Consider the following 16,534-nt stretch of genomic DNA (forward strand, 5'->3'; position numbering starts at 1 on the left):
AAGGCCAGCGTCAACCAGGCGCTTCACCACCGGTCGCACGAGGCTGTCAGTAAGCCCAGCACGCTGGGCAATCATGCGGACCGTAACGCGGCTCTCCGACACCGGGGCCAGAGCCACGATCGCAATCACTACCTCGGCGACATAGCGATTGCCGAATACGGCCGACGACCGTGCCCGCAACGCCTCGTCCCCTGAGCCATGCACCAGTATAGTGTGACGTGTGACGCGGATCGCGTCACGCTGGATGTGGAGGAGCTCAGTAATGGGATCTGCGGTCACCAGCACACGACACCTAGATGAACTGTCTGGTCTGACGATGGCCGCAGAGGCTAAAAACGGGGTGGGGCTACCCCCGTCGACTATCCGTGTCGCGGGACGGACGTTGCGACCGACGGCGGTGTTCGACACGTATTGGCGTTTCGCCGCGATGCGCCACGCGATCTACTTGGCCCGTCTGGCCGGTGCGCCAGGGCCATGGACCAACGACCCGATCTTGCAGCGCCACCGCTTTACCAATTGTTATCGAGCTGCCGATCGGGTGAGCCAGTACCTGATACGTCACGTCTCCTACCAGGGTTCACAGCAGCTGGAAGAGGTGGTGTTCCGGACGTTGCTGTTCAAGATGTTCAACCGCGTATCCACCTGGCAGATGCTGCAGGAGGCATTCGGCGAGATCTCGTGGGAGCAGTTCGACTACGCCGCCTACGACAACGTTCTCAGTCATGCCTTCGCCAGGGGACACAAGCTGTACTCTGCGGCTTATGTGGTGCCGCCACCACCCCTAGGTGCCGACCGCAAGCACAGCAACCACCTGCGGCTGCTGGAGCTGATGATGACCAGTGGTATCGGCGGCCAGATCGCGGACGGCGGATCGCTACGAGGAGCGTTCCAGGTGTTGCGAACCTTTCCGGCGATGGGCGACTTTCTCAGTTACCAGTTCGCGATCGATCTGAATTACTCTGCGGCCTTCGACTTCGACGAGATGGAGTTCGTGGTGCCCGGCCCCGGGGCGCGCGACGGCATCCGCAAATGCTTCGGACCGGCGTCTGATGGCATCGAAGCCGACGTCATCGCATACATGGCCGATCATCAACATGAGCACTTCGACCGCCTGGGCCTGGACTTCTCGGGCCTGTACGGCCGTCCATTGCAGCTGATCGACTGCCAGAACTTGTTCTGTGAAGTAGACAAGTACGCACGTGTGGCTCACCCTGACATCGCGGGCCACAGCGGTCGCAGCCGGATCAAACAGCTGTTCGAGCCAGTCGCCGAGCCGGTCGTCGCGTGGTTCCCTCCGAAGTGGAACCTCCAGACCTGACATCAAGCGGACGGGGTAGAGATGACGCTACGTCGCGCGATGCACCTGCGGCGTGGCTGCCTGGTGGTGTTGGAAGGCCTGGACCGCAGCGGCAAATCGACCCAGTTGCGACGGTTAGGCGGGTTGGACTGGAACGCTCCCGCGCCGGTGTTCACGCATATGCCGTCGGGACTGACCGGACTGACGGAGAACATCTACCAGCTCACCGAACGGGAGCCGATCACCTCGGCGTTGGCACGGCAATTGCTGCACATGGCCTGTCATGCCGAGAACATCGCGGCACTGGCCGACGCGCGCCAGCACGGCGGCGTGGTGCTCGATCGGTGGTGGTGGTCCACGGTGGCCTACGGTTGGCATGGTGGACATCTTGCTGACCTGGGCGTAAGCGAGTCCGCTTTCTTCGGCATGATCGACGCGATCTGGTCGAGCCAGCCCGCCGACCTGATTTTCCTGTTCACCACGCCGTACGCGCACGACGACCTCAATCGCGAAGACGTGAGCCGCGGTTACCACCAGCTCGCCGCACAACACGCCTCCGTCACGGTCGAGGTGCCGCCCAGTGCCCAGGACGAGACGACCGACTTCCTTCTTTCCCGGCTGCGTGATTCGGGCCTTCTCCAGTAGCACGACCGTCCGCGTCATCCGAGCCCCCACGCCATACGTGCAGGCTCCGCTCTGCCGACGTCAACCTTTCTGCGGCTCAAAAGACGGTGCATGGATGAACCGCGGCCTGTACGGCATCGCGAGGATTGACAGGCGTCGGGGCCGTGGCGACGAACGACCGAGCCCGGAGTTTGGCTGGAAGTGGGAGAGCGCACCGGGCACAGTAGTTACTAAGCGCTGATCGCGCGTATACGGAAGCTATTCGGCGGTCGACCTACGCGGAAGGTCTTCGCCTGGCGTGACTGCGGAGCTGGTCCGCGCAGACTGCACGGCCCCCGCCAGATCACCCCAGAAGCACCCTTGACAACAGATGTCGGATTATCCGACACTCATGTCATGGCAGAGAACATGGAGGGTACCTCGGGTGCTCCGCTGTTCTTCCCGTCGCCGGACACAGCTCAACCAGTGCCGGACGTCGCCGATCTTCAGCCGAGCGCCATCAACCTGGACCCGGTCGCCCTGCAGGCGATGAACCGGGAGGAACTTGGCAAGGAAATCCTGGAGATGCTGGCGTGCCTGCGTCGCCGACCTCTGCAGGAGGTGACCGAGGGCGCGCCATACACAGACGGCACCCTGGCACTCGACAGCATGACCGCGGTGTGGGTGATCTCAACCGTCGGCAAGGCATTCAAGCGACGCCTGGTGCGGCTCTCAGAGGTCGACAACGAGAGCTTGCGCAGCGTCGGCGGCGTCGCGCAGCTGATCCAGCAGGCCATCGTCCCGATCGACGTGGCTGGTGCGGCATGAGTGACTTCGTGGACCCTGCAGGCAATATCGGCGAAGCGTGGCTACGGACGCTGGAACTCGTGCACAACAGCGGCGGGCGACGGACGAACGTCCTCACCACCGTGGTGGAGCCGCTGGCACCCGAAGACCCAGCCATCCGCGCGGTAGTCGACAAATTGCTGGTCCCTGGGAAGCGCAAGGGAACGACCGTATACGCGGTGGAGACGGTCGCCAACACGATATTCCCCCGCGATCTCTACCGCGACATGAACCTGACTTGGTCCCCAGACCTCGATGCGGGCCAGGCCGCGATCCTGGATGCGGCCGCGGCCGACCTCTACGGCGCCTACAGCGGGATGCTGGACGTGTTGTGCAGCGCGGACGGCAATAAGGCCGGCACGTACTTCGGCCGAATGGTCAGCTGGCCTGGAAAACAGGCTAAGGGCGTCAACCAGCTGGCCGACCGGGTGAAATACCTTCGCGACCAGCGACGAAAGGGCAACCAGCGTTACAACCTCTCCGACATCGCGATCGGCGGTGAAGCTGATCCGGCGGAGCCCGAATCTGCGGACATGGGCGACGTGGGGCTGCAGGTGTATGCCCCGACCGACCGCAGGCAGCGGGGTTTCCCGTGCCTGGTGCACATCGACCTGACCCTGCTGGACAGCAAACTCAGCATGCTCGCGGTGTACCGCCACCAGTACCTTGTCACCAAGGCCTACGGAAACATGCTCGGTCTAGCCCGGCTGCTGGAATTCCTAGCTCAGCAGACCGGGTTCGACGTTGGTGAGCTCGCTGTGCTGGCCACTCTGGCCGACACCCAAGAAGAGTTCGCGGGTGGCAGGCGCGGCGTTGCCGCACTGATCGACTCTGCCCGATCACAGGTAGTGTCGGGATGACTGCGATACTGCTGCGAACCGGTGTCGACATGGTCGACGTGGAACGGCTGACGCGGATGATCGAGCTATCGGGGGCAGAGTTCCTGGAGAGTTCGTGGACCGCCGCAGAACGATTGTACTGCGCGGACCGCCCCGACCGGCTGGCATCGCGATGGGCGGCGAAAGAGGCCACGATGAAGGCGCTGGACCGGGGAATCGGTCAGGTCAGCCCGTTGGAGGTCGAGGTCGTCGCTGGCGAAGGCCAGATGCCCACGCTGCTGCTGCGAGGTCATGCCGAGGCGCGGGCCCACGAGCTCCGACTCGACACCTGGTCGGTTTCACTCACCCACGAGGACCGTTGGGCCCTCGCCTTCGTCGTTGGAATAGGAAGTACGCCCCATGAACAACACCGGTGATGCACGCGAAGGCCATGGCGGCTCCGAGCAGCAGCCGACCGAGCAACAGCTGGTTGGTCGGCAGTTGCGGACCGGGCGCGAGACACTGGGGCTGACACAGGACGACGTCGCCGGAGTTCTGGGCATTCCCCGCACCAGTGTTATCGCGATGGAGGCGGGCCGTCGTAATGTGACCGCCCTGGAGTTACGGCGGCTGGCCCGGCTATACCGCAGGAGCGTGCAGTGGCTACTCGGCGAGGAGAATGACGCCGCCGAAGTCGACAATGCGCTCTACAGGGCCACCGCAGATCTGTCTGATGGGGACAAGCAGCAGGTACTGCGCTTCGCACAGTTTCTCGCCGCCGCGGACGGCCCACCCTCGGATGCTGGACGGCGACGTCAGGCGCCTGCGTCGTTCACCCAGGGACCTCAGCACTCACCCCGTTCATCGGCGCCATGATGGCCCCCTCACCGTCACTTAGTCGCCGCCGCCGTGCCCTGCAAGCGGCCGCAGAACTGCTGGACGAGCTGGACATCGATCAAGACCGGCCGGTCGATGTCTTCGCCGCGATCGACCGTCTCGACTTGTGGTTGGTGTTCCAGCCGCTTGCGTCGCTTCTTGGGGTGGTACTGCCCGCCGGAGGCATCATGATCACTACTGAGCGGCCGCCGACGGTCCAGCGTTACACCGCCGCGCACGAGATCGCGCACTGGAGCATCGACCACAACCCCACCGCGTTCGACACCGAGGCTGACGTGTTCCATTACGGCGGGACCGAGCGTGAACAGCTCGCACAGTGGTTCGCCTCGTACTTCCTGATGCCCCCGTCGCTAGTCCACGGCACGGCGAGCCGTTACGGCGTGCGTACCGGTACGCCCCCGAGCCCGGTCGAAGCGTACCTGATCGCACGTGACATGCACGTCAGCTACGAGGCGGCGATACGTCAGATGGACAATTTGCGGCTCATCACCGGCCATGAACGTGAGGCCCTGCTAGGCGTGCCGCCGTTGAGCATTAAGAAACAACTCGCCCACGGGCACCGACCTCGCAATGGCAGGGCGGACGTGTGGCCGGTCGACGAGCGGTCGCTGCATCACAGGGTCGAGGTTGCTATCGACGACGAGATCGTGATCGGGCTGCCGGAGAATCGTACGACCGGCTTCCGCTGGCTCGACGCCGAGGCGAACGCGCGACGATCGACCTTGCGGGCACGCCCGGCTCCGCCCGCTTTTGCACCTCCAACCTCGCCACACGCGATTGGGTCGGCCCCGACCACCGAGGTTCGACGAACGGGCGCCGACGTGGCCGCCGCATTGGCGCTGCTGCCACCGGCATCACAATCCAACTCCGATGCTCAGCAGACGCCCATGGCCGACGCTGGCCCCCACGACGAGCTATTGGTCGTGTCCGACGAATACCAAGCGGACGGGAACGACCTCGACACCCGTAGTGCCGCGAGGCTCCGGCGCGCCATCGCTGGCGCCGTGCCCTCGCCAACGACCGACGACCCGGCCGCGTCGGCAACGGAGAACGCGGCCGTTGCGCCCTCCGATCCCGAAGCCACCCGGATTGGGGCGACTGGACGACGATGGCTCGTCCTACAGGCGCAAGCAGAGGGACGTTTCACCTACCTGCTGTACTACGCGGCGCCCCACGACCCGGCCAGCGCGCCAGCGGCCACCTTCACTGTAGAGGCCACCGTCGAGCCGTCCCCGGAGGTGGTGAACAGACGTCGCTTGCTGCAGGTGGACCTCGGCGAGGAGGACGTAGTTGACGAGGACACCGACAGCACCGATCCACGCGTAGAGGATGAGACGGACCGGTGACCGCACAGTTCTCGACCAGCAATAGAGGCCCCGCCGCACGCGCCGCGCGCCTGGCCGCGTCCCTGACTCGTCCCGACGTCGACCTGCGCGGCCTGCTCGCCCCCGACGTCGTGTCGCAGGGCCCGCGCCCGCTGTGCGTGGCTTTCGCCGTCGCCGGGGGCCACGAGGCCACCCGATCACGCCCCGACGTACCACCGGAGCCTTTCGCTCCGGAGGCGATCTGGTGGTACTGCAGTGAACGAGGCCAAACCGGCAACGACGGCATGCTCCTGACCGACGCCGCAACAGCAGTGTCCGACCTCGGGCAGCCGCCGCTGGATCACTGGCCTTACAACCCCGCCCTGGGCAGCGGCACTGAACCCCCGCCCCCGACAGCGGGCGCGCCGCCATGGTCCACGGCCACCATCCGGCAATTGCGGCTGGCCCACGACGGTGTCGAGGACCGTGTCGAGGACGAACTCGCGGCGGGCGCGCCGGTCATCCTCCTGGTCGAGGTGACTGAACAATTCGCCGTCCCCAACGACGACGGGCACGTGGAATTGCCGGACCTTCGGGCCCAGCCCGGGGGCTACCACGCGGTGCTGTGTGTAGGCGCGGCCACCGATCCGCTGCGGGGCCGCCGCCTGCTCATCCGCAACAGCTGGGGAGAGTACTGGGGCCTGGGTGGCTACTGCTGGCTGCCGATGGCCTACCTGGTCGCGTTCGTACCGCAAGCCGCAGTGGTGGAGTTAGGAGTGCGATGAACCTCACCGACTATGAACAGACAGTCGTCGACACCGATGTGCTCGCCTCAGACGATCTGGTTCTCCCAATGCTGGGGCTGGCTGGTGAGGTCGGCAGTCTCGTGGCCGAGTACAAGAAGAACCGGCGCGACGGCACCGGTTACCGGGCATTCTCCGAGGAAGTGCGTGAAGAGCTAGGGGACCTGTTTTGGTATGCGACAGCCTTAGCGCGGCGCTGCAACCTAAGTCTGGAGGAAATCCTCACAGATAACGTCCGCAAGACACGCGAGCGGTTCCTGCGTCCGGTCACGCCACCTCCACATCCGCTATTCGACGACCACGTCGCGGACCATGAAAAACTCCCGCGCACCCTCGACGTGACATTCACCGAGAGGGTCGCGCACAACCGCGGCAGCTCACCGGTACGTGTCGTGCACATCCACCGCGGCAGCAGCCCCATCGGCGATCCACTCGACGACAACAGCGATGATGACGACGAGTACCGCTACCACGACGTATTCCACCTCGCACACATGGCAGTGCTTGGGTGGTCACCGGTGATGCGCAGCCTTCTGCGAGTCAAGCGCAGCACCGACCGCGACGTGGACCGTGTGCAGGACGGCGGCCGTGCCATCGCCGTAGAGGAGGGCGTGAGCGCCTACGTGTTCTCCGCCGCCCGGGCCCACAGCTACTTTCGCAACAGCACAATGATCCCCACTAAAACTATTAAGGCGTGCCAGGCGATGACGGCACACCTTGAGGTGTCGCGACGCTCTGCGCAGGACTGGGAGTACGCGATCCTCGCCGGCTACCACGTATTTCGCGACCTAGTCGATAACCGCGGCGGCACGGTCCACGTTGACCTGCACGCTCGAACGTTAACCTACCAAAGAATAGCACTGTAGACTGCACACCGCTGACTCCGAATTCCTCCGGTCCGGTGCGCATGGTGTTTCGGTGGGCGTGTTAAGCACCTGTTTGAGGGGCAGGCATATGAGAAAGCTCGGCCCCTAACTCGACATCTGGAGAGAAGTCCGCCATGAACGCGTCGAATTTCACTTCCAGCTCGCGGAACTGCTCGTCCGACAACACGACACCGGTGATCGTCTTGGATAGGGCCAGGAAATCCTCCCGCGTGGTCGCAGGCGTGATACGGAAGTGACGACCGGTGGGCGCCTGCGATATACGGAGAAAATCGGCCCGTTCCATGTTATAGATGAAGGAGGCCTCGGTGAACCGCAGCGTCCGCGGGTACACCTCGGTCACGGCGTGCTGGTCGCCGTGGAGCGACACCCACACGCTGTCGTCGAACAACTCCAGCCGATCCAGCGGCGGGTCCGCCATCACAGTGATGTCGACCTGCACACACCGGTGGCGGGCTAGAAACAGCCCGACTAGCCCGATCTTGATCTCCTCCTCGAGCCGTGCCTGGATCTGTTCGAAATCGTCGTCCGCCGGTCCGTGGCGCAGCAGGTAACGAGCGCGTCTGTTGATCGAGCCGGCATCGCGCGGATCGGCGATGATTACGCGAGATTCCCGTTCCGTGCGGGATAGCAACAGCCGCGCCGCCGCGTGTTGCCCGGAGAAACCACGGAAGAAGTACTTCTCGGTCGCGTTGAGATCGGCCATCAGCAACCGGTTGAACGCTGGGTCCGGGTGGGTGGTCGCCTCGAACACGTCGCTGGGAAAGAACTCCTTCTTGAGCGTACGCCGACTCTTCTCGACCACCGACGCGCGCTGCAACGTGCTAGTCGTGGTCTTACTTGCGCGAATTCGACGCCGAGCCCGCACGTCGCTGACGCGGGCTGGAATACCATCGAAGAGAACCGTAGCGAGTTGCTCGGCCACCCACACCAGCCTTTTTCTACACGGAATCGCCTCCAGTTCGGCTAGAAGTTCGAGACGGCGAGGATGGTTTCGTGGATAGATCAGGACAAGTATGTGCACAACAAACTTAGGGAAAAAGCCAAAGACGACAGCTGCCGCCAGCACTGTCGAAAAGCCCCACGTGGCCACCTGGTCAAGTACTTCCTTTGTCACGCAAACCCCAGATTGACGCCGTGAAACCGCTGGTCCCGCTCGGCCCTTGCCAACACCGCTCCGAGTTCGACCCTCCCTTTCGTTGTCAAGGTGTAATACCTGCGAGGCGGCCTACTACCGGCCTCCTTTCTGGTTTCCCAGCCGTCCACCAGCCAGCCCTGCTCAAGCATCTGAGTGAGGCGGGGGTACATCGCACCAGACCGGACGCCGGACCGCTTCGACAGCTCGTAGCCCCAGTGTCGATCATTCGGTGCGGCCATTAGCGCAGCGGCTAACTGAACCAAAGCGTGCGTCATACGCATCGGTCAAGTATGACATATGTCGTGCAGACTTGGATGGAGTATGCCTCAACGAAGCGACACACGGTGCAGTAGTGCGTACCTTCCCCCGAGGGGCGCGTCCATACTGCGGCGAGCTCTCGGCCGACGCCATCCGGCCACGACCGAGTCTTCTTTCGGTGACCACCGTGGGCTGCTGGGCCGACACCACGTTGCCGGCAACGATGCACACCTCTCGATGCAGCGCGGGTAGGTCGGTCGCAGCCGAAGAAATGCCACGGATTTGAGACTGATCTTGGTGACATCTACGTGAGACATCCGAGAAACCGCAGGTCATTCAAGATCGACATGCCATCGGCGGTGAGACCCTACACAGCTGTAGGGGCTCACGACGCGTCACGTGAGACACGCGGCCGAAGCAAGGACAGCACGTTGGAGGCATCATGCGCGCAGGCGTCGTGGTCACGGCACACCCCGGTGTGGAGGACCTCGCCGTGCTGGCCGAGGAGTTGGGCTTGCACAGTTTCTGGGTCAACGACACCCCGATGGTCCACGGCGACCCCTTTGTCGCCCTCGGACTGTGCGCGAAGGCCACCAGCCGCATCAGGCTCGGCATCGGGGTGACCTCACCGGCGCTGCGTTCGGCCCCGGCCGCCGCGAGCGGGTTCGCCAGCCTCAACGCCCTGGCACCGGGCCGGATCATCTGCGGGGTCGGCACCGGAAACACCGCCCGGCGCACCCTGGGCATGCCGCCGACCACGGCGGCCACCCTGGAGAAGTTCACCGCCGCGCTGCAGGATCTGTGCGCCGGACGCTCGACCGAGTACCGCGAAGGCGACCGGGTCCGCGACACCCGGTTCCTGCACACCGGGGCGCACGTGAACACCGCCGACCCGATCGAGTTCGTGGTGGCCGCGCTCGGACCGAAGGCCGCCGCCGTCGCCGGTCGCCGCGGCACCGGCCTCATCTCCTTCGGCCTGCTGGACCCCACCGCCTGGCACGCGCTGCACGACGCCCGCCGCCACGCCGCCCAAGACACACCCCGCCACCCCGACTCCTACGTGGTCACCGCACTCCACATCCTCGACGAGGACGAGGACCCTTACAGCGACGCAGCCCGCGACGCGACCGGTCACCTCGTCCTGTCGCTGCTGGCCTTCGCCGCCGACACCGCTGCCGAGACGCCCGCCTTCGCCGAGCGACTAGGCCCCGAGGAACGCGAGGCGGTGCGGCGACTCCTCGACCGGCGCGGCACCACCGCCACCGCGCCGGACCGGCACACCAAGCTCTACCCCAACTACCTCGGACGCATCGCACCGCAGGACCGCGACTTGGTCCTGCCCTCGCTGATGAACACCCTGGCCCTGGTCGGCACCCGCGACGACCTTCGCACCCGCATCACCACCCTGGAACAGGCCGGCATCGACGAACTGCTCATCCAGCCGGTGATCGACCCACCCACCGAGATGGCCCAGCTCGCGAAACTCCTCACCTGAGCGGATCCCATTGGCTTCGGCCGGGTTCACGCCGGGGCTGGGTCCGGGTCGGGTGGCGGGCACTGGGTGAGCACCAGGGGGCCGTCTTCGGTGATCGCGACCGTGTGTTCGGAGTGGGCGGTGCGCGAGCCGTCGGCCGAGCGGATGGTCCAGCCGTCGGGGTCGTAAACGATCCGGTCGGTCGTGCGGGCGAACCAGGGTTCGAGCGCGAGGGTCAGCCCCGGCCGGAGCTTCAGGCCGCGGCCCGCCCGGCCCTGGTTGGGAACGTGGAGATCCTCGTGCATGGTGCGGCCGATGCCGTGGCCGCCGAACTCGGTGTTGACCGGGTAGCCGTAGTCGCGGGCCACCGCCCCGATCGCCGCCGAGATGTCACCCAGGCGGTTGCCCGGGCGTGCCATCTCGATCGCCGCCGCCAAGGCTTCCTCGGTGGCGCGGATGATCCGCAGGTCCTCTTCGGCGGCGGTGCCGACGACGATCGTGCGCGCCGAGTCGGCCGCCCAGCCGTCGATGCTGACCGCGAGGTCCGCGGTGAGCACGTCCCCGTCGCGCAGCGTGTAGTCGTGGGGCAGTCCGTGCAGGACCGCGTCGTTGACCGACAGGCAGATGACGTTGCGGAACGGGCCCTTGCCGAAGGACGGGGCGTAGTCCCAGTAGCACGACTCCGCCCCGCGCTGTTTGATCATGCCGCGCACGTGGTGCTCCAGGTCCAAGAGGTTGACGCCCACGTCGGCGAGCCGGCCGACCTCGGAGAGCACCTCGGCGACAAAACGCCCGGCCACCCGCATGCGTTCGATCTCCGCGGGCGTCTTCAGTTCGATCATGGGCACCCCCACCTAGCCGGTATAATAATACCAGTCTAGCAAGTGCGGTATTAAAATACCAGTTATCCGCGAGTGAACGCGTGGAGCCGGGTAGGCGTGATCACAATGGCCTCGGAGAACACCTCGGCGAACCATTCGAGCGTGCCGAAGCCGGATGAGGCGATGTATTCGCCGTACTTCGCCACGTGCGCCGCGACCTCGGGCGCCGGTGGATGGCCGGGGACGTGTTTCGCCGTGCCCTCGATCCGGATGACATCGGTGCTCGCCGCGGTCTCGTCGAGCGTCAGCGTCACCCGGGGATTCGCGGCGATGTTGCGGAGCTTGGTTTTTCCCGGCTGGCTGTAGACGAGGATGGTGTCGTCGTCCTGGACGACGAACCCCACGGGCACGCAGTCCGGCTGCCCGCTCGGCCGGACGGACGTGAACCAGCCGACGATGTTCTCGCGGAGCCGGCGCTCGGCGTGCTCACGCAGCCCGGTAGGCAAATGGGACGTGAACTCCACGACTCTCCCCTGGGTTGGCTACTAACCTGACGCTATCGTCAAGTTGACGCAAGGGTCAAGTTGCTAGCCTGGAACCCGTGACATCCAGTGCGGGAACGGCGAACACGCCGGGCGGCGCGTCGGCCACGCCCTTGCGCGCCGACGCCGCCCGCAACGTCGCCCAGATCCGGGCCGCGGCCATCGCCGCCTTCCACGGCCGTGGCCTGGGCACGCCCCTGGAGGAGATCGCCGCGACCGCCGGGGTCAGCAAGGCCACCATCTACAACCGCTTCGGCGGCCGCCAGGGCCTCATCGACGCGGTCATCGACGAACTCGTCGGGGCCGAGATGCGCGCCATCTACGACCGGGCCCGGCAGCCCGGCGACCCGTGGGAGCGGCTGGCCACCTACGTCACCGACCTGCGCGACCTGCAGTACCGGGAACCCGCGGCGGTCGACGTGCATCTCAAGACCTACCCCGACTCCGCGCAGGTCACCGCGCAGTGGAACGCGGGCAGGGCCACCGGAACCGCACTGGTCGAGCAAGCGCACCGGGCCGGCGTGCTGCGCGCCGACTTCACCGTCGACGACCTGTACCAGGCCCTCGTCGCCAACGCGCTGGTGCTGCGTCACCGGCCCAAGCCCAAGCGCGAGGACTACGACCGGCGCGGCCGCTTCTTCCTCGACAGCCTACGGCCGCGCCCCTGACCCGCCGCCACGAAGCGAGGCACCACAAGCCGACCCTCACGCCGCGCCGGGAACGGGCGGCCAGTGGTAGAGCTTCTCCGGGGTGATCCGGACGATCAGCCGCTCGGCCTCCGGTTCCGGGGGTGGGGTCGCGCCGGCCAGGTACCGGTCGTACATCTCGTGCAGGAGTACCTTCTCCGGGTCCTCGGTGATCTCCACGGTGCCGCGGATCTCCAGGTAGTGCCTGGCTTCGGGGTGCAGCACCAGCAGGCTGATCCGCGGGTCGCGCAGCATGTTGCGGGTCTTCAGCCGCCCCTTGATGGTGCTGAACACCACGGTGCCGCCCTCCCGCTTGACGAAGATGACCGAGGACTGCGGGCGGCCGTCGGCGTTCGCCGTCGCGATGATCGCGACATGCGGCCCGTCGAGCAGTTCGCGGGCCACCTCGGTGAGTTCTGCGGTCATCGGGTCGTCCTTCCGTTCCCTTGGGTTCGCGTCCATACCGGTACGGACCCGGGGGCGGGCGGAAAGGAATCGGTGCGCTGGTCAGCGCAGGAGCGCGGTGACCAGGGTGTGCCTGAGCCAGTCCTCGTAGTCGTCGTAGGACCAACCGGCGTCCACGACGAGGCTGTCGTGGACGCCCGCGCTCATCAGGGCCACCGCGATGTCGGCGGCGCGGGGGTCGAGGTCGCCACCCGCGTCGCGGATGCGTTCGACGATCATCTCCACGCCGGCCCGGTTGCGCCGGGCCCCCTCCGCCTGGGTGGCCGCGATGTCGGGATCGACCGCGGCGCCCGAACTCAGGATCGTGACGATGTCGCCGCAGCGTTCCCGGACCTGGCGGCTGACCCGGGCCAGCAGGCCGATCAGCTCGGCGGGCTCCGCCGGCGCCGCCGAGCGGGCCATCAGGTCCGGGATACCGGCTTCGTCGTCCAGCAGATCGACGAGCCCGCCGAGCACGCCCGCCTTGGAACCGAAATGCGCGTAGATGGTCTGCGGCGCGACCCCGGCCTCCCGCGCGATGAGGCGGATCGGGGTGCGCGCGTAGCCGCGTTCGGCGAAAAGCCCGCGCGCCGCGGTGAGGATCGTGCGCAGGGTCAGCGCCTCGCGCCGGTCCCGCAATCGGACGATGCCGGGCAGGTCCGCTGACATGAGCACTCCCAGGAGAACGTCGTCCGGGCAACTGGACCGACTATCCAAGCACCGCTAGCCGAACCGCCACCGGGTGAGGTCCCCGGGGAATCCGGCGAGCGTCCACGCCAGCACCGCGCGGGGGCGCACGAGGAAGAAGGCCCGGTCGAAGGTGATCGCGTCCGCCGGGGTCTCCGGGTACTTGGCCGTCCAGGCGCCGACGAGCTCGCCGGCCTCGGGCAGCGCGGCCGGTTCGGCGATCCGGTCCGCGACGCCTTCGACGATGACGACGTGCTCGGCGCTTTCCAGGTGCACGGTCACCTCCGGCCGGGCGGCGAGGTTCCGCGCGGTGCCCGCGTCCGGGCCGGTGTTGAACACGAAACCGTCCCGCCACCAGAGCCCCCACATCGGCCGGGAGTGCGGCGTCGCGCGCGGCCCGACGGTGCCGACCCAGTAGTTGCGGGCGCGGGCGAGTTGTTCGCTGACGCGCTCCCACGGCAGCCGCTGGTCGTCGCTCATGGCAAACCCCCTGTATCCCGTACATGTACGTTGTACAGCTACGGTACCGTGGTCATCGATGAAACGGCACGCGTGGCGGATCGAGGCGCGCGAATACGCCCGGCACGAGGCGCGCCGCGGCCGGCGGTTCGCGTTCACCCGGCTCACCCCGGCTCGCACCGCGCTGGTGGTGCTCGACATGGTGCCGTTCTTCGTGGCCGATAATCCGTACTGCCACGGCATCGTGCCCGTCATCGGCCGCCTGGCCGAAACCCTCCGGACGGCGGGTGGCACGGTCGCCTGGGTGCTGCCCGCGGCGGGTGAGCGCACGCCGGTGACCGACGAGTTCTTCGGCCCGGAGGTCGCCGAGCGCTACCGGACCTGCGGCGGCACCGGCCCCCTGGCCGAGCGCTTGTGGCCGGATTTCACGGTGCAGCAAGGCGATCTCCTGGTGGAGAAGTCCGCCGCCAGCGCCTTCTTCCCCGGGCGCTGCGATCTCCCGCGGCTTCTGGCGGAACGCGAAATCGACACGGTCCTCATCACCGGCACGGTCACCAACGTGTGTTGCGAGTCCTCGGCCCGGGACGCGAGCACGCTCGGTTTCCGGGTCATCCTGGTCGCGGACGCCAACGCGGCGCGGCGCGACCGGGACCACAACGCCACGCTGCACACCATCTACCGGTCGTTCGGCGACGTGCGACCCGCGGCCGACGTGCTCGCGCTGATCGGCCAGTACGGATACGGCGGCAGCTAGGGGATGACCAGGCCCGCGTCCCGCAGGCCCTGTTCGACCCGCAACCGCTCGACCTCGCGGTCCACCCCTTCCGGCACGCGGTCGAGCCGGTGCCGCACCCCCACCTCGCGGCACGCCTGCATCAGCAACGCGTCGTAGGCCTGGCGGGCGGCGTACCTCCGGGTGGCCGGGGTGCCGGGGGCGAATTCGGTGAGGGCCCGGTGCACTCGTCGCAGATCGGCGGCGAGACGTTCGATCGGGAGCCCTTCCGGGCGCGGGGCGCGGCGCCGGGCGACGAACGTGCGCACCGCCCGGCCGAGCCGGAGCGCGAGCCAGAACCCGATCGTCGGCGCCGTCGCCACGACCGCGTAGAGCAGGAGGTTCCCGACCGGGACCATGACCGATGATAGGCACCCGCCACAGCCGGAAACTAGCGGCCGAGCTCGGTGAATCGTTGCGCGAAATCGGTCAGCAACCGGCCGAACGTCGCCCGGTCCGCCGCGGACCAGTCGCGCATGGCCTCGGCGAACATCGCGCGCCGGAAGGTGTGCATTTCGTCGATGCGGGTGCGCCCGGACTCGGTGAGCACGAGCACCGCGCGGCGGCCGTCGGCCTGATCGGCTTCGCGGCGCAGCAGCCCCTCGTCGACCGCCCGCGACACCAGCCTGCTCGCGCGGGGCTGGTCGATGGACAACGCGGCGGCGACCGCGGTGACCGTGCTCGCCTCGCCCCGCTGCTCGCCCTCCTCGACCGCGTCGAGAACACCGATCACGGCCGAGTCGAGCCGCGCCCCGGCGGCGCGCTCGCGGGCCAGCCGGGACAGCGTCCGGCGCGCCTGGCTCCGCCGGATCGCGATCATCGCGCGCTCCACCTCGGCCACCGGATCCGCCATCGCTCGCCCTCCGCCTCCTTCGCCGATTTGGCCGGAATACTTCCACGACCTCCGGTGTAGTGATACACATATAGTTGAAGATTCAAACACCGGAGGCCGGGATGCCCGCCACAACTCCCGCGCCCGTGCTCTACCTGAGTCACGGCGCGCCGCCGCTGGCAGATGACGCCACGTGGACCCGTCAGCTCGCCGGTTGGTCGGCGAAACTGGCCAGGCCGAAGGCGATTCTGGTGGTCTCCGCCCACTGGGAGGAGGCTCCGCTCACCCTCGGCGCCACCACCACCGTGCCGCTGGTCTACGACTTCTGGGGATTCCCCGAGCGCTACTACCGGGTGACCTACCCGGCGCCCGGGGCGCCCGAACTGGCCGCGCGGGTCCGCAAGCTGCTGCACGGTCCGAAGACGCCGGTGCACGAGGCGCCGGACCGCGGCCTCGACCACGGCGCGTACGTGCCGTTGGTGGAGATGTTCCCGAAGGCCGACATCCCGGTGCTGCAGCTCTCGATGCCGTCCCTGGATCCGCGCGCACTGTTCGAGCTGGGCCGGAAACTCGCGCCGCTGCGCGACGAGGGCGTGCTGATCATCGGCAGCGGGTTCTTCACGCACAACCTGGACGCGATGCGCTCGGTGCGCAGCACCGACGGCACGCCGCCGAACTGGTCGGCCGAATTCGACGAATGGGGCGAGCGGGCGCTGGCCGCCCGCGACCTGGACGCGCTGCTCGACTTCCAGCACAAGGCCCCGGCCGCGGCGATCGCGCATCCGCGAATCGAGCACTTCGCCCCGCTGTTCGTCTCGCTCGGGGCGGCCGCGGACGGTGCGACGCCCGAGACCGTGATCGACGGCTACTGGTACGGCCTGGCGAAGCGGTCGGTCCAACTGGGCTGACGGCACGAAAAAGCCGGGCCCGGGACGGCTTCCCGGGCCCGGCCGCTACTTTCGATCAGTC

Annotated in this window: 22 protein-coding genes; 13 read left to right on the forward strand and 9 right to left on the reverse strand. The window is 67.1% G+C overall.

Translation table 11 applies throughout. From position 1 onward, the window contains the following. Positions 1-262: 262 nt before the first annotated feature. From FXO23_RS01160 to FXO23_RS01200, 9 genes are all read left to right on the forward strand, one after another. Positions 263-1,318, forward strand: coding sequence for a nucleotide kinase domain-containing protein (locus FXO23_RS01160; protein ID WP_218951868.1), 1,056 nt, complete (start codon positions 263-265; stop codon positions 1,316-1,318). 21 nt (positions 1,319-1,339) lie between these two features. Continuing rightward, positions 1,340-1,942, forward strand: a complete 603-nt coding sequence (locus FXO23_RS01165) for a dTMP kinase (RefSeq protein ID WP_158879586.1) — start codon at positions 1,340-1,342, stop codon at positions 1,940-1,942. Positions 1,943-2,317: 375 nt separating this feature from the next. Further along, positions 2,318-2,728, forward strand: coding sequence for an acyl carrier protein (locus tag FXO23_RS01170; RefSeq protein WP_158879587.1), 411 nt, complete (start codon positions 2,318-2,320; stop codon positions 2,726-2,728). Continuing rightward, positions 2,725-3,606 (forward strand): thymidylate synthase family protein, encoded by an 882-nt coding sequence (locus FXO23_RS01175; RefSeq protein ID WP_158879588.1) that lies wholly within the window; start codon positions 2,725-2,727, stop codon positions 3,604-3,606. The genes FXO23_RS01170 and FXO23_RS01175 overlap by 4 nt, the downstream gene beginning before the upstream one ends. Beyond that, the gene (locus tag FXO23_RS01180; RefSeq protein WP_158879589.1) at positions 3,603-4,001 is read left to right on the forward strand and encodes a holo-ACP synthase; all 399 of its coding nucleotides are present in this window, start codon (positions 3,603-3,605) and stop codon (positions 3,999-4,001) included. The genes FXO23_RS01175 and FXO23_RS01180 overlap by 4 nt, the downstream gene beginning before the upstream one ends. After that, positions 3,985-4,440 carry a helix-turn-helix transcriptional regulator gene (locus FXO23_RS01185; RefSeq protein ID WP_158879590.1) on the forward strand — a complete coding sequence of 152 codons (456 nt, stop codon included), beginning with the start codon at positions 3,985-3,987 and terminating at the stop codon, positions 4,438-4,440. Before FXO23_RS01180 ends, FXO23_RS01185 begins: the two co-directional genes overlap by 17 nt. Beyond that, positions 4,437-5,807 carry an ImmA/IrrE family metallo-endopeptidase gene (locus FXO23_RS01190; RefSeq protein ID WP_158879591.1) on the forward strand — a complete coding sequence of 457 codons (1,371 nt, stop codon included), beginning with the start codon at positions 4,437-4,439 and terminating at the stop codon, positions 5,805-5,807. Before FXO23_RS01185 ends, FXO23_RS01190 begins: the two co-directional genes overlap by 4 nt. After that, positions 5,804-6,550 (forward strand): C1 family peptidase, encoded by a 747-nt coding sequence (locus FXO23_RS01195; protein ID WP_158879592.1) that lies wholly within the window; start codon positions 5,804-5,806, stop codon positions 6,548-6,550. Before FXO23_RS01190 ends, FXO23_RS01195 begins: the two co-directional genes overlap by 4 nt. After that, a complete protein-coding gene (locus FXO23_RS01200) occupies positions 6,547-7,434 on the forward strand; it encodes a nucleoside triphosphate pyrophosphohydrolase family protein (protein ID WP_158879593.1) in 888 nt (295 codons plus the stop codon). Before FXO23_RS01195 ends, FXO23_RS01200 begins: the two co-directional genes overlap by 4 nt. 61 nt (positions 7,435-7,495) lie before the next feature. On the opposite strand, the gene FXO23_RS01205 is transcribed toward FXO23_RS01200, so the two are convergent. Further along, positions 7,496-8,569 carry a hypothetical protein gene (locus FXO23_RS01205; RefSeq protein WP_246256809.1) on the reverse strand — a complete coding sequence of 358 codons (1,074 nt, stop codon included), beginning with the start codon at positions 8,567-8,569 and terminating at the stop codon, positions 7,496-7,498. Then, on the reverse strand, positions 8,566-8,871 hold the full coding sequence (locus tag FXO23_RS52620; protein ID WP_158879594.1) for a PadR family transcriptional regulator: 306 nt from the start codon (positions 8,869-8,871) through the stop codon (positions 8,566-8,568). The genes FXO23_RS01205 and FXO23_RS52620 overlap by 4 nt, the downstream gene beginning before the upstream one ends. 419 nt (positions 8,872-9,290) lie before the next feature. Between FXO23_RS52620 and FXO23_RS01215 the strand changes: the two genes are divergently transcribed. Further along, positions 9,291-10,343 carry an LLM class flavin-dependent oxidoreductase gene (locus FXO23_RS01215; protein WP_158879595.1) on the forward strand — a complete coding sequence of 351 codons (1,053 nt, stop codon included), beginning with the start codon at positions 9,291-9,293 and terminating at the stop codon, positions 10,341-10,343. 26 nt (positions 10,344-10,369) lie between these two features. Here the strand turns inward: FXO23_RS01215 and map are convergent, their stop codons facing one another. Together map and FXO23_RS01225 are read right to left on the reverse strand one after the other, a co-directional pair. Then, entirely contained in the window at positions 10,370-11,164 is a 795-nt protein-coding gene (gene map, locus FXO23_RS01220; protein ID WP_158879596.1) for a type I methionyl aminopeptidase, read from the reverse strand. Between the two features lie 62 nt (positions 11,165-11,226). Next, positions 11,227-11,667 (reverse strand): pyridoxamine 5'-phosphate oxidase family protein, encoded by a 441-nt coding sequence (locus tag FXO23_RS01225; protein WP_158879597.1) that lies wholly within the window; start codon positions 11,665-11,667, stop codon positions 11,227-11,229. A gap of 77 nt (positions 11,668-11,744) precedes the next feature. Here FXO23_RS01225 and FXO23_RS01230 point away from each other — a divergent pair, with 77 nt between their 5' ends. Next, positions 11,745-12,353 (forward strand): TetR/AcrR family transcriptional regulator, encoded by a 609-nt coding sequence (locus tag FXO23_RS01230; RefSeq protein WP_158879598.1) that lies wholly within the window; start codon positions 11,745-11,747, stop codon positions 12,351-12,353. Positions 12,354-12,389: 36 nt separating this feature from the next. Here the strand turns inward: FXO23_RS01230 and FXO23_RS01235 are convergent, their stop codons facing one another. The 3 genes from FXO23_RS01235 to FXO23_RS01245 all read right to left on the reverse strand — a co-directional run bounded on the left by FXO23_RS01235 (position 12,390) and on the right by FXO23_RS01245 (position 13,982). Beyond that, positions 12,390-12,797 (reverse strand): PPOX class F420-dependent oxidoreductase, encoded by a 408-nt coding sequence (locus tag FXO23_RS01235; protein ID WP_158879599.1) that lies wholly within the window; start codon positions 12,795-12,797, stop codon positions 12,390-12,392. Between the two features lie 81 nt (positions 12,798-12,878). Further along, positions 12,879-13,484 (reverse strand): TetR/AcrR family transcriptional regulator, encoded by a 606-nt coding sequence (locus FXO23_RS01240; RefSeq protein WP_158879600.1) that lies wholly within the window; start codon positions 13,482-13,484, stop codon positions 12,879-12,881. A gap of 54 nt (positions 13,485-13,538) precedes the next feature. Beyond that, positions 13,539-13,982 (reverse strand): pyridoxamine 5'-phosphate oxidase family protein, encoded by a 444-nt coding sequence (locus FXO23_RS01245; protein ID WP_158879601.1) that lies wholly within the window; start codon positions 13,980-13,982, stop codon positions 13,539-13,541. A 58-nt stretch (positions 13,983-14,040) separates the two neighbouring features. Between FXO23_RS01245 and FXO23_RS01250 the strand changes: the two genes are divergently transcribed. Then, positions 14,041-14,715 carry a cysteine hydrolase family protein gene (locus FXO23_RS01250; protein WP_158879602.1) on the forward strand — a complete coding sequence of 225 codons (675 nt, stop codon included), beginning with the start codon at positions 14,041-14,043 and terminating at the stop codon, positions 14,713-14,715. Here the strand turns inward: FXO23_RS01250 and FXO23_RS01255 are convergent. After that, entirely contained in the window at positions 14,712-15,092 is a 381-nt protein-coding gene (locus FXO23_RS01255; protein WP_158879603.1) for a hypothetical protein, read from the reverse strand. The two genes, FXO23_RS01250 and FXO23_RS01255, sit on opposite strands and share 4 nt — an antisense overlap. Positions 15,093-15,124: 32 nt before the next feature. Beyond that, the gene (locus FXO23_RS01260) at positions 15,125-15,586 is read right to left on the reverse strand and encodes a MarR family winged helix-turn-helix transcriptional regulator (RefSeq protein WP_158879604.1); all 462 of its coding nucleotides are present in this window, start codon (positions 15,584-15,586) and stop codon (positions 15,125-15,127) included. Positions 15,587-15,687: 101 nt separating this feature from the next. Here FXO23_RS01260 and FXO23_RS01265 point away from each other — a divergent pair, with 101 nt between their 5' ends. Further along, complete coding sequence (locus tag FXO23_RS01265) at positions 15,688-16,473, forward strand: dioxygenase family protein (protein WP_158879606.1); 786 nt, start codon at positions 15,688-15,690, stop codon at positions 16,471-16,473. Positions 16,474-16,534: the final 61 nt, after the last annotated feature.

Origin of the sequence: Amycolatopsis anabasis, from assembly GCF_009765355.1 — a bacterium.
GTDB classification, from domain to species: domain Bacteria; phylum Actinomycetota; class Actinomycetes; order Mycobacteriales; family Pseudonocardiaceae; genus Amycolatopsis; species Amycolatopsis anabasis.